This is a genomic window from Streptomyces sp. S465, assembly GCF_026898115.1.
Classification (GTDB): Bacteria; Actinomycetota; Actinomycetes; order Streptomycetales; family Streptomycetaceae; genus Streptomyces; species Streptomyces luomodiensis.
In genome coordinates, this window is the sequence record NZ_CP114036.1 from 6,486,309 (window position 1) to 6,497,929 (window position 11,621).

Sequence of the window (11,621 nt, forward strand, 5' to 3'; positions counted from 1 at the left end):
GGGTCCGGCGCGCGTCAGCTGAACGGAATGCGCACGTACGACTGGTTGCCGATGCCGAGGGTGCTGGCGCCGTTGCCGATCGCGTTCCAGACCTCGACGCGGACCTTGCCGCCCGAGAGGTTGGACAGCGCCGCGCCGGTCGTGGACTTCACGCCGCGGGCCTGGGTGTAGTGCTCATAGCCCGGAACCGGGTCGGTGGCGAAGTACTGGTAGGTCTCGGCGCGGTCCCAGGTCCCGTCGCCCGTGAAGTCGTAACTGACCCTGACCTGCGTCCCGTTGGCGACCGTGGTCCCGGCGTCCACGAACAGGTCGAAGGCGGTCGAGCCGCCGCTGTACGTCCTGGTGATCCCGGACGAGACGTACGTCTGCGGCTGGTACGGCGTCCCGTCGTGGTTGGTGCCGCCCGCCGAGGCCAGGGTCGCCGAGCTGGCGGACGCCGCTTCGCCGAGCGCGCCGCCGGTGCGCAGGTACTGGGTGGCCGAGCCGCCGGGCTCGGTGCCGCCGCCTCCGCCCCGCGTCCACACCGCCACGTAGTCCACCAGCATCGGGTGGCCGGGGTCGGTGGCGGCGGTGGGCGTCCTGGAGCCCTGGACGCCGTCGGGGAAGCCGCCGCCGATCGCCACGTTCAGCAGCAGGAAGTAGCCCGCGTGGTCGGTCATGTTCGACCAGGTGGCGGCGTCCACCTGGCTCTGGCTGACGCTGTGGAACTGGGTGCCGTCCACGTACCAGCGCAGCTGGTTGGGCGAGGTGGAGCGGTCCCATTCGAAGCGGTAGGTGTGGAAGGCGGACTGGCAGCCGGCGCCGGGGCAGGCGCGGTTGGCGCCGAGGCCGCTGGTCTCCTGGCACGGGCCGCCGGGGTTGGTGCCGCAGTGCAGGGTGCCCCAGACGGAGTTGATGCCGTTGACGTTCTCCATGAAGTCGAACTCGCCGATGCCCGGCCAGTTCTGGTAGTTGCCCCGGTAGGGGCTGCCCAGCGCCCAGAAGGCGGGCCAGTAGCCGAGGGCGGCGCTCCCGGTCACGTTGGGCATCTGGATCCGGCCCTCGACCCGCAGCACGCCCCCGGCCGGTGCCTTGAAGTCGGCGCGCTTGGTCTCGATGCGCGCCGAGGTCCAGTTGCCGGCGCCGTCGCGGAGCGGGGTGATGCGGAGGTTGCCGCTGCCGTCGAGGCTGAGGTTGCTGGTGGAACTGGTGTAGCTCTGCACCTCGCCGGTGCCCCAGTTGGATGGGCCGCCGGGGTAGTTGTGCCCGGTGTCGATCTGCCAGTTGGCGGAGGAGGGGAGGGTGTTCGCGGAGCCGTTGAAGTCGTCGCCCCACTGGAGGGTCCAGTCGGGCACCGACGGTATGTCGGCACGGGCCGTGGCCGCGCCGAGGAGCGCCAGTGCGGTGGCGGTGAGGGCGGCGAGGGTGGATCTGAGCCGGTGGCGGCGGATGCGCATGAGGGGACCTCCAGAGGGGGGTGAGAGCGCTCTCACCCCTCTCTTTAGGCGTGCCCACGTCAGGCGTCAATCGTTTGCGCGCAATATGCGCAAGGACGGCTCGCGCCCCGCTGCTCGCGCCAGGCTGCTCGCGCTCGGCGCGACGCTCAGGCGGGCCGCAGCCAGATCGTGGCCAGCGGCGGCAGTACCGGCAGTACGGAGGCCGGACGGCCGTGCCACCCCGTGGCCTCGGCCTTCAGCGGTTCGGAGTTGGCGACCCCGCTGCCGCCGTAGCGCCGGTCGTCGGTGTTCAGCACCTCACGCCACATCGGCACCGCATCCGGCACCCCGATGCGGTACTCATGGCGCACCACCGGCGAGAAGTTGCTGATGGCGAGCAGCGGTGAGCCCTCGGCGTCGAACCGGAGGAAGGCGAAGACGTTGTCCTCGCGGGCGTCGCCCTCCACCCAGGAGAAGCCCTCGGGGCTGGTGTCCCGCTGCCACAGCGCGGGCGTGGCCGCGTACACCCGGTTGAGGTCGCGGACCAGGTCGCGGACGCCCCGGTGGTCGGGTTCGGCGGAGTACGACGGGTCCAGCAGCCACCAGTCGGGCCCATGGGCCTCCGACCACTCGGCGCCCTGGGCGAACTCCTGCCCCATGAACAGCAGTTGCTTGCCCGGATGGGCCCACATGAAGCCGAGGTACGCGCGGTGGTCGGCGCGCCGCTGCCACCAGTCGCCGGGCATCTTGGACACCAGGGACCGCTTGCCGTGCACCACCTCGTCGTGGGAGATCGGCAGCACGTAGTTCTCGCTGTACGCGTACACCATCGAGAAGGTCATCTCGTGGTGGTGGTGCTTGCGGTGCACCGGCTCATGCGCCAGATAGCCCAGCGAGTCGTGCATCCACCCCATGTTCCACTTCAGCCCGAAGCCGAGGCCGCCGAAGCCGCTGGGGCCCGTGTGGTGGGTGGCCCGGGTGACCCCGTCCCACGCGGTCGACTCCTCGGCGATGGTGACCACCCCCGGACAGCGGCGGTAGACGGTGGCGTTCATCTCCTGGAGGAAGGCGACCGCGTCCAGGTTCTCCCGGCCGCCGTGCGCGTTGGGCGTCCACTGGCCGGGCTCACGGGAGTAGTCGAGGTAGAGCATGGAGGCGACGGCGTCCACCCGCAGACCGTCGATATGGAACTCCTCGCACCAGTAGACGGCGTTCGCGACCAGGAAATTGCGCACCTCGGTGCGGCCGTAGTCGAATTCCAGCGTGCCCCAGTCGGGATGCGCCGCCCGCAGCGGGTCGGCGGGCTCGTACAGCGGGCGGCCGTCGAACTCCGCGAGCGCCCAGTCGTCCTTGGGGAAGTGCGCGGGCACCCAGTCCACCAGGACCCCGATGCCCGCCTGGTGCAACGCGTCGACCAGGTACTTGAAGTCGTCGGGGGTGCCCAGCCGGGCCGTGGGCGCGTAGAAACCGGTGACCTGGTAGCCCCAGGAGCCGCCGAAGGGGTGCTCGGCCACCGGCATCAGCTCGACATGGGTGAAGCCCAGGTCCGCCACGTACGCCGGGAGCTGCTGGGCCAGTTGCCGGTAGGTCAGCCCCGGCCGCCAGGACGGCAGATGCACCTCGTAGACGGAGAACGGCAGCTCATGAACGCGCCCACCTTTTCGCCGCGCCATCCACGCCCCATCGCCCCAGCGGTGGTGCGAGGCGTGGACGACGGAGGCGGTGGCGGGCGGGCACTCGGTGCGCCGCGCCATCGGGTCGGCGCGCAGGGTGCGGCCGCCGTCGGGCCGGGTGATTTCGAACTTGTAGAGCGCGCCCTCGCCGACACCGGGCAGGAACAGCTCCCACACACCGCTGCCGCCCAGCGAGCGCATCGGCAGGGCGGTGCCGTCCCAGTAGCTGAAGTCGCCGGTCAGCCGCACCCCGAGGGCATTGGGCGCCCATACGGTGAAGCGGGTGCCGGACACGCCCTGGTGGGTCATCGGACGCGCGCCCAGCGCCCGCCACAGCTCCTCGTGGCGGCCCTCGCCGATCAGGTGCAGATCGAACGGGCCGAGGGCGGGCAGGAAGCGGTACGGGTCGTGCAGCTCCAGCTCGGCGTCCTCGTACGACACGAGCAGCCGGTAGTCCGGGATCTCCCGGAGCGGCAGCACCCCGGAGAACAGCCCGTCCCCCTCGGCCCGCAGCCGGGCGCGCAGCCCGGCTGCGGTGACGGTCACCGACCGGGCGTACGGACGCAAGGTCCGGAAGAGCACACCGCCGCGCACGGGGTGGGCGCCGAGCAGCGCGTGCGGATCGTGGTGCGCGCCGTCCAGCAGCCGCCGCCGCTCCTCGCCCCCGAGCGCGGGCGCGGCCCGCACGCCCCGCTCGGCGTACGCCTCGTCCTCCGGCCGGTCGCCCCCGGCCACCGGCCGCCCGGTGACCCGCGACGGCTCGGCCCCGCCGCCGGGCTGGTCCGCACCACCGCGTCCGGCGCCGGGACCGGCCTCGGCGGCGCCGCCGCGCTCCTCGTGCTGCCCCTCGTCCGCGCGCGGCGCGCGGGGCACGGGCGGGGCGCCGTAGGACACCTGCCTCTCGCGGCCGGAGCGGCGGCTGTCGGCGGCTGCCCGCCGCCCCGGCCCGTCGCCGCCGACGAACGCCTCCCGGCCCGGCCCGCCGACGGCCGCCTCCTGCCCGGCCGGGCCCGCCTCCGGGGCCGCCGCGTCGGCGGGGTTCTCGGGACCGGGCCGGTCCGGGGCCGGGCGCCCGGCCCCGGCCGTCGCTTCCTGGGGATGCGGACGGGTACGGCCGGGGAGGAACGTCGGCGGGACCGCCGGGCCGGTCGGGGCGCCGGGGGCGGCGGGCGGGTGGCCCGGTCCCTTGTCGGACGGGTGTTGGCCGGACGGCGGTCGTGCGGTCACGGGGTGGTCCTCCCGGGGGTGTCGGGGGTCGGGGGTCGGAAGCGGCGGGCGGGCGGCGATCCGGGGGCGGGCCGAGGGGCGGCCGGGGTCCGGACCTGGTGCCGCTCGGCGGTCCCGGGCTCAGTCGCGGGCGTTGGCGAGGCGGCGGATGGCGGTCATGGGGACGGGGAGCCAGTCGGGACGGTGCCGCGCCTCGTAGAGCACCTCGTAGACGGCCTTGTCGGTTTCGTGGGCACGCAGCAGCTCCGGCTCGTCGCGCGGATCGGTGCCGGAGGCGTCGGCGTAGCCCGCGCAGTACGCGGCGCGGGTGCGGCCGGCCCACTCCTGCGGGTGCTCATGGCGTCCGACGGCCGCCGCGTAGTCGAAGGACCGCAGCATGCCCGCGATATCGCGTACCGGCGGCTGCGGACGGCGCCGCTCGGCCAGCGGACGGGACGGCTCGCCCTCGAAGTCGATCAGGGACCACCGGCCGCCCCCTCCGCCACCACCCCGGTCGCCGCCGTCCCAGGTCAGCAGCGCCTGCCCCAGGTGCAGATCGCCGTGGATGCGCTGGGCCGCCCAGGTGCGGCCCGCGCGCCCCAGCGCGGCCAGGTCCCCGTACGCCCCGTGCAGCGCGGCGCGGTACGGCTGGAGGGCGGGCACCGCGGCGGCGGCCGAGTCCAGCCGCTCGCTCATGGTGGCGGCCAGGTGCTCGATCTGCGGGCGGCGCAGCACGGAGGTGGGCAGTGCGCGGGCCATCGCCAGATGCACCTCGGCGGTGGCGCGCCCCAGCGCGCGGGCGGCGTCGGTGAAGTCGCCCCGGGCGGCCAGGGTGTCCAGCGCGAGCTGCCAGCCGTCCCGGGAGCCGGTCAGGAAGGGTTGCAGCACCCCCAGGGTGAACGGTTCCGGGCGCGGCCCGGCGGCGCCCTCGGCGGGTGGTTCGGCCTCGAACCAGGCGGCGGGCGCGGGCACCCGGGAGCAGCCGGTGCGGGCGAGCGCGAGGGGGAGTTCCAGGTCGGGGTTGGTGCCGGGACTGACCCGGCGGAACAGCTTGAGAACAAACGTATCGCCGTAGACCACCGACGAGTTGGACTGTTCGGCGGTCATCAGCCGGGGCGTGAGCGCGGAGGGGATGGCGCTGGACGGCTCCCGTACGAAGCGCAGCGGGCCGAGCCGGCCGGGCATCCGCAGCCGTTCCAGCAGCAGTGTGGTGAGCCGCGGGTCGGACAGCGCCTCGTAGACCGCCTGCCCGTCCAGCGGCCCGCCACTGGGCCGGCCGACGAGCGCGGGGGCGAGCGGCGGCGGGAGGGTGGGGCGCACTCCGAGCAGGATCTGGTAGCAGTCGCTGGCCGCCGCCCCGCGCCGGTGGCCGCAGCCGAAACCGTGCCGGTGGCCGGGCGGCTCGGGCTGCTGGGCGCGGATGAGCAGGTGGAGCAGTCCGGGCGTGCTTCCGCTCGTCGCCCACGGCAGCAGCTCGGTGGCGCAGACCAGCGCGAAGCCGGTGACGGGACGGCCCTTGCCCGCGAACCAGCGCTGCCGGGGCAGCCACTCGGCGAGCAGCGGCGCGAGCGAGGCGAGCAGCCCGGACGGGCCCGCGGCCGCGGCCGTGGCCAAGGGTGCGGCGGTCGGCGGGTGCTGTGCCCCCCGGGAGAACGGAGCTTCCGGCATGGCGTCGCGTCCTTTCCCCGGGCACACGACAGATCAGGGCAAAGTGTCCCGGATTGCGGCATTGACTGTGCGACGGTGCGGGACGTGTCGGGCGAGGATCGTCCGTACGGCGAACTCGGAGTACGCGATCGGGTCCGCCGATGGCGGATGTGAGTATCAGAGTGCCCATGACGCACAGTCGAAAACGCCCGTACGCGCCCGAGATGGACGCGTACGGACGGGCGAGGGGTGCGCCCTGGCCGAAAACCGGCGGGCACCGGAAGAACTCGGCCGCGTCGGAGGGGCCAGCCGCGCGGCAACGGCCCAGCTGTGCCAGAACAACCCAGCCAGGCCGGAGCAGCGACCCACGCGCGCCAAAGCAACTCACGCGCGCCAAAGCAACCCACGCGCGCCAAAGCAACCCACGCGTGCCGGAAAGACTCAGTCCACCCAGTGCCCCACGGCCTCGTTGCGCCGCAGCCGGAACCAGTAGAAGCCGTGCCCGGCCAGGGTCAGCAGATACGGCAGTTCGCCGATGGCCGGGAAGCGGACCCCGCCGATCAGCTCGACCGGGTGGCGGCCCGCGAAGGACTGGAGGTCCAGCTCGGTGGGCTGGGCGAAGCGCGAGAAGTTGTTCACGCACAGCACCAGGTCGTCCTCGCCGTCCCGGGTGGTCGGGGCCTCACGGAGGAAGGCGAGGACGGCCGGGTTGGAGGACGGCAGTTCGGTGAAGGAGCCGAGTCCGAAGGCGGGGTTCTGCTTACGGATCTCGATCATCCGGCGGGTCCAGTGCAGCAGCGAGGACGGGCTGCTCATGGCCGCCTCGACATTGGTGACCTGGTAGCCGTAGACCGGGTCCATGATGGTGGGCAGGAACAGCCGTCCCGGATCGCACGAGGAGAAGCCCGCGTTGCGGTCGGGGGTCCACTGCATGGGGGTGCGCACGGCGTCGCGGTCGCCGAGCCAGATGTTGTCGCCCATGCCGATCTCGTCGCCGTAGTAGAGGATCGGTGAACCGGGCAGGGACAGCAGCAGCGCGGTGAACAGCTCGATCTGGTTGCGGTCGTTGTCCAGCAGGGGCGCCAGTCGGCGGCGGATGCCGATGTTGGCGCGCATTCTGGGGTCCTTGGCGTACTCCGCGTACATGTAGTCGCGCTCTTCGTCGGTGACCATCTCCAGCGTCAGCTCGTCGTGGTTGCGCAGGAAGATTCCCCACTGACAGCCGGAGGGGATGGCCGGGGTCTTGGCGAGGATCTCGGAGACCGGATAGCGGGACTCGCGCCGCACCGCCATGAAGATGCGCGGCATCACCGGGAAGTGGAAGGCCATATGGCATTCGTCGCCGCCCGCCTCGAAGTCGCCGAAGTAGTCGACGACGTCCTCCGGCCACTGATTGGCCTCGGCCAGGAGCACGGTGTCGGGGTAGTGGGCGTCGATCTCGGCCCGGACGCGCTTGAGCAGCTGGTGGGTGCGCGGGAGGTTCTCGCAGTTGGTGCCCTCCTCGGCGTACAGATACGGGACGGCGTCGAGCCGGAATCCGTCGATGCCGAGGTCCAGCCAGAAGCGCAGGGCGGCCAGTACTTCTTCCTGGACGGCCGGGTTCTCGAAGTTGAGGTCCGGCTGGTGCGAGAAGAAGCGGTGCCAGTAGTACTGCTTGCGTACCGGGTCAAAGGTCCAGTTGGAGGTCTCGGTGTCGACGAAGATGATCCGCGCGTCCTGGTACTGCTTGTCGTCGTCGGCCCATACGTAGTAGTCGCCGTACGGTCCGTCCGGGTCGCTGCGGGACTCCTGGAACCACGGGTGCTGATCACTCGTGTGGTTCATGACAAAGTCGATGATCACGCGCATCCCGCGCTGGTGCGCGGCGTCGACGAACTCCACGAAGTCCGCGAGGTCTCCGAACTCCGGCAGTACGGCGGTGTAGTCCGAGACGTCATAGCCGCCGTCGCGCAGCGGCGAGGCGAAGAACGGCGGCAGCCACAGGCAGTCCACGCCCAGCCACTGAAGATAGTCCAGCTTGGCCGTCAGGCCCTTGAGGTCGCCGACGCCGTCGCCGTTGCTGTCCTGGAAGGAGCGGACCAGGACCTCGTAGAAGACGGCGCGCTTGAACCAGTCGGGGTCACGGTCCTTCGCGGGCGTGTCCTCGAAGGTGTCCGGTACGGGCTCGTTGACGATCATGTTGTGGGTGACCCTCCGATCGGTGAGGACGGTCGCAGGGACAGCACATGTGCCGGAGCCATCCGGCGCCCCGGCTCCAGGCGCACATAGTTGTCCCTGCCCCAGTGATAGGTCTCGCCGGTGAGCTCGTCGCGCACCGGGACGGACTCGTGCCAGTCCAGGCCGAGTTCCGGCATGTTCAACGAGACCGTCGCCTCCTGGGTGTGGTGGGGGTCGAGGTTGACGACCGTGAGCACGCAGGAATCGCCGGTGCGCTTGGAGTAGACGATGACGGAATCGTTGTCGGCGTGGTGGAATCTGAGGTTGCGCAGCCGGCGCAGCGCGGGGTGGCGGCGGCGCACCCGGTTCAGCCGGGTGAGCAGCGGGGTGATCGTTTCGCCCGCGCGCTCGGCCGCCGCCCAGTCGCGCGGCCGCAGCTGGTACTTCTCCGAGTCCAGGTACTCCTCGCTGCCGGCGCGCACCGGGGTGTTCTCGCACAGTTCGTAGCCGGCGTAGACGCCCCAGGTGGGGGAGAGGGTGGCGGCCAGCACGGCCCGCACCTCGAAGGCGGGGCGGCCGCCCTCCTGGAGGTAGGCGTGCAGGATGTCGGGGGTGTTGACGAAGAAGTTGGGCCGCATCCAGGCGGCCGCGTCCCCGGACAGCTCGGTGAGGTAGTCGGTGAGCTCCTGTTTGGTGGTGCGCCAGGTGAAGTAGGTGTACGACTGGTGGAAGCCGATCGCGCCGAGGGTGTTCAGCATCGCCGGGCGGGTGAACGCCTCGGCGAGGAAGAGCACATCGGGGTCGGTGCGGTGGATGTCGCCGAGCACCTTCTCCCAGAAGACCACCGGTTTGGTGTGCGGGTTGTCCACGCGGAAGACCCGCACCCCGTGCGCCATCCAGAAGCGCAGCACCCGCTCGGTCTCCCGGACCAGGCCCCGGAAGTCCCGGTCGAAGGCCACGGGATAGATGTCCTGGTACTTCTTGGGCGGGTTCTCGGCGTACGCGATGCTGCCGTCGGCGCGCTGGTGGAACCACTCCGGGTGCTGGGCGACCCAGGGGTGGTCCGGGGAGCACTGGAGCGCGAAGTCCAGCGCCACCTCCATGCGCAGTTCGCGGGCGCGCGCCACGAAGTGGTCGAAGTCCTCGATGGTGCCCAGGTCGGGGTGGATGGCGTCGTGGCCGCCGTCGGCCGAGCCGATGGCCCAGGGCGAGCCCACGTCGAAGGGGCCCGCGGAGAGCGCGTTGTTGGGGCCCTTGCGGAAGGCGGTGCCGATGGGGTGGATGGGCGGCAGATAGACGATGTCGAAGCCCGCGGCGGCGATGGCGGGCAGCCGTTCGGCGGCGGTGCGCAGGGTGCCGCTGACCGGCGGCCGCCCCTCGGTGATCCTGGCCCCCTCCGAGCGCGGGAAGAGCTCGTACCAGGAGCCGAACAGCGCTCGTTCCCGGTCCACCTGGAGCGGCATCGGGCGCGAGGAGCTGACCAACTCCCGCAGGGGGTGGCGGTCGAGGGCGGCGGTCACATCGGGGGCGAGGGCGGCGGCGAGCCGGTCGGCCACCGGGCGGCGCTCGTCGCGCAGTCCGTCGACGGCCGCCAGCACCGCCTCCCGGCCGTCGTTCTTGGGCACACCGGAGGCGGCCCGCTCATGCAGCAGCGCCCCTTCCGCCAGGACCAGATCGGTGTCGATCCCGGCCGGGACCTTGATGCGGGCGTGGTGGCGCCAGGTGGCGATCGGATCGCTCCACGCCTCGACGGTGTACGTCCAGCGGCCGGGCGCGCCGGGGGTGACCTCGGCGCCCCAGCGGTCGGTGCCGGGGGCGAGTTCACGCATCGGGGTCCAGGGGCCCGAGCGTCCGGACGGATCGCGGAGGACCACATTGGCGTTGACCGCGTCATGGCCCTCCCGGAACACGGTGGCGCTGACCTCGAAGGTCTCGTCCACGACCGCCTTGGCGGGGCGGCGGCCGCAGTCGACCAGCGGGCGGATATCCAGAATGGGAATGCGACCGATCATAGGATCACCTGACGGCGTTGCGGGTTGATGCGCTGGGGCGGCTTTTGTCCTTTGTATCGGTTCTGCCGCCGGGCGATGGGTTGCGGGCATGACAGCTCCTGTCCGCGTTCACTCTGGTGGGCGGATGGGGTCGGCCATGGGGGGCGCGCCTGGAAAGCCTTCCCCTGCGGAACGGGCGGACAATCCGGGTTCCCGTTAACTACCGGTTCGTAACGCCGGGTACACGAAACGACCCCGCCCGTAGGCGGGGCCGTCCGGGCGGCGCGTATCGGCCCTTCTGGCGCGTAGTCAGTTGACCACCCGCAGCAGACGGTTCGGCGAGTTGGCGCCCGCGCCGCGCACCCGGCCCTTGCTCGCCATGGCCGTCAGCGCCGCCCCCACCTGGGCCGCGGTGGCACCGCGGTGGCCGGCCAGGTACAGCGCGGCGGCGCCCGCGACATGCGGGGCCGCCATCGAGGTGCCCGACAGCGTCCTGGTCGCCGTATCGCTGGTATGCGACGCCGAGACGATCCGGTCCCCGGGCGCGAACAGGTCAATGCCCGCGCCCCAGTTGGAGAAGGCCGAGCGCCGGTCGGCGCGGTCGGTCGCACCGACCGTGAGCGCCTGCCGCACCCGGCCCGGGGAGAAGGCGGCGGCGGGCCGGTCCTGGTTGCCCGCCGCCACGGTGAAGACCAGACCGGCGGCCGTCCCGGCCCGCACCGCGGCGTCCCACTCGGGCAACGGGGTGGCGGACGCCGCCCCCAGGCTCAGATTGACCACCGCGGGCCGCTCGGCGTGTCGCAGCACCCAGTCCATCCCGGCCAGCACCTGGGCGATGGTGCCCTCGCCCCGGTCGTCCAGCACCCGGACGGCCACGATCGCGGCCCGCTTCGCCACTCCGTACCGGGTGCCCGCCGCCGTGGCGGCCACATGGGTGCCGTGGCCGTTGCCGTCCTCGGCCACCGGATCGTCGTCCACGAAGTCCCAGCCGGAGCGGGCCCGGCCGCCGAAGTCCTCGTGGGAGGCGCGGATCCCGGAGTCGATGACGTAGATCGTGGTCCCGCGTCCGCCGTCGGCGGGCGCGGTGTACGTCCCGTCCAGCGGCCGGTCCGGCTGGTCGATCCGGTCCAGCCCCCACGGCGGGTCCGCCCGGCCCCGGGACGGCGACGGCGGACGCGCCCGGGCCCACCGCGGGGACACCCGCTCGTCCCGGGTCACCGAGGCGATCCGCGGATCGGCCGCCAGCCGGCCGGCCTGTGCCGCGTTCGCCACCACCGCATAGCCGTTCAGCGCCGTGCGGTAGACCCGGCGCACGCGCGCCCCGTACCGTTCCACCAGCGCCCGGCCCGCCGCCGACGCCGCCGCGGGCGCTCCCGCGCTCCGCTTCAGGGCGACGATATAGCCGTGGTCCGGCCCGGCCTGCGTGGGCGCGGCCTGCGTGAGCGACAAGGCCACCAGGACCGCCGCGACGACGGCGGCCGGCGCCGCCATCCTCCGCCGGGGCCCCGCGGATGCGCATGCCATGGAACGAT

General features: G+C 72.6%; 6 protein-coding genes. All 6 read right to left on the minus strand.

Features of this window, described 5'->3' with window-relative positions; genetic code table 11:
• Nucleotides 1–14: 14 nt before the first annotated feature.
• Entirely contained in the window at nucleotides 15–1,436 is a 1,422-nt protein-coding gene (locus N6H00_RS27530) for a glycoside hydrolase family 16 protein (RefSeq protein WP_268974505.1), read from the minus strand.
• A gap of 146 nt (nucleotides 1,437–1,582) precedes the next feature.
• Nucleotides 1,583–3,823 carry a 1,4-alpha-glucan branching enzyme gene (gene glgB / locus N6H00_RS27535; RefSeq protein ID WP_443073244.1) on the minus strand — a complete coding sequence of 747 codons (2,241 nt, stop codon included), beginning with the start codon at nucleotides 3,821–3,823 and terminating at the stop codon, nucleotides 1,583–1,585.
• Between the two features lie 612 nt (nucleotides 3,824–4,435).
• Entirely contained in the window at nucleotides 4,436–5,962 is a 1,527-nt protein-coding gene (locus tag N6H00_RS27540) for a maltokinase N-terminal cap-like domain-containing protein (protein ID WP_268974506.1), read from the minus strand.
• Between the two features lie 420 nt (nucleotides 5,963–6,382).
• The gene (treS, locus tag N6H00_RS27545; RefSeq protein WP_268974507.1) at nucleotides 6,383–8,119 is read right to left on the minus strand and encodes a maltose alpha-D-glucosyltransferase; all 1,737 of its coding nucleotides are present in this window, start codon (nucleotides 8,117–8,119) and stop codon (nucleotides 6,383–6,385) included.
• Entirely contained in the window at nucleotides 8,116–10,110 is a 1,995-nt protein-coding gene (locus N6H00_RS27550; protein ID WP_268974508.1) for an alpha-1,4-glucan--maltose-1-phosphate maltosyltransferase, read from the minus strand. The genes treS and N6H00_RS27550 overlap by 4 nt, the downstream gene beginning before the upstream one ends.
• A 288-nt stretch (nucleotides 10,111–10,398) precedes the next feature.
• Nucleotides 10,399–11,613: a S8 family peptidase gene (locus N6H00_RS27555; protein ID WP_268974509.1), complete on the minus strand. Its 1,215-nt coding sequence runs from the start codon at nucleotides 11,611–11,613 to the stop codon at nucleotides 10,399–10,401.
• Between the last annotated feature and the right edge of the window lie 8 nt (nucleotides 11,614–11,621).

Bases quoted from the DNA above. Each gene is read 5' to 3' on its own strand.
- N6H00_RS27540 (WP_268974506.1), bottom strand. From the start codon at position 5,962: ATGCCGGAAGCTCCGTTCTCCCGGGGGGCACAGCACCCGCCGACCGCC.
- N6H00_RS27530 (WP_268974505.1), bottom strand. From the start codon at position 1,436: ATGCGCATCCGCCGCCACCGGCTCAGATCCACCCTCGCCGCCCTCACC.
- N6H00_RS27550 (WP_268974508.1), bottom strand. From the start codon at position 10,110: ATGATCGGTCGCATTCCCATTCTGGATATCCGCCCGCTGGTCGACTGC.
- treS (WP_268974507.1), bottom strand. From the start codon at position 8,119: ATGATCGTCAACGAGCCCGTACCGGACACCTTCGAGGACACGCCCGCG.
- N6H00_RS27555 (WP_268974509.1), bottom strand. From the start codon at position 11,613: ATGGCATGCGCATCCGCGGGGCCCCGGCGGAGGATGGCGGCGCCGGCC.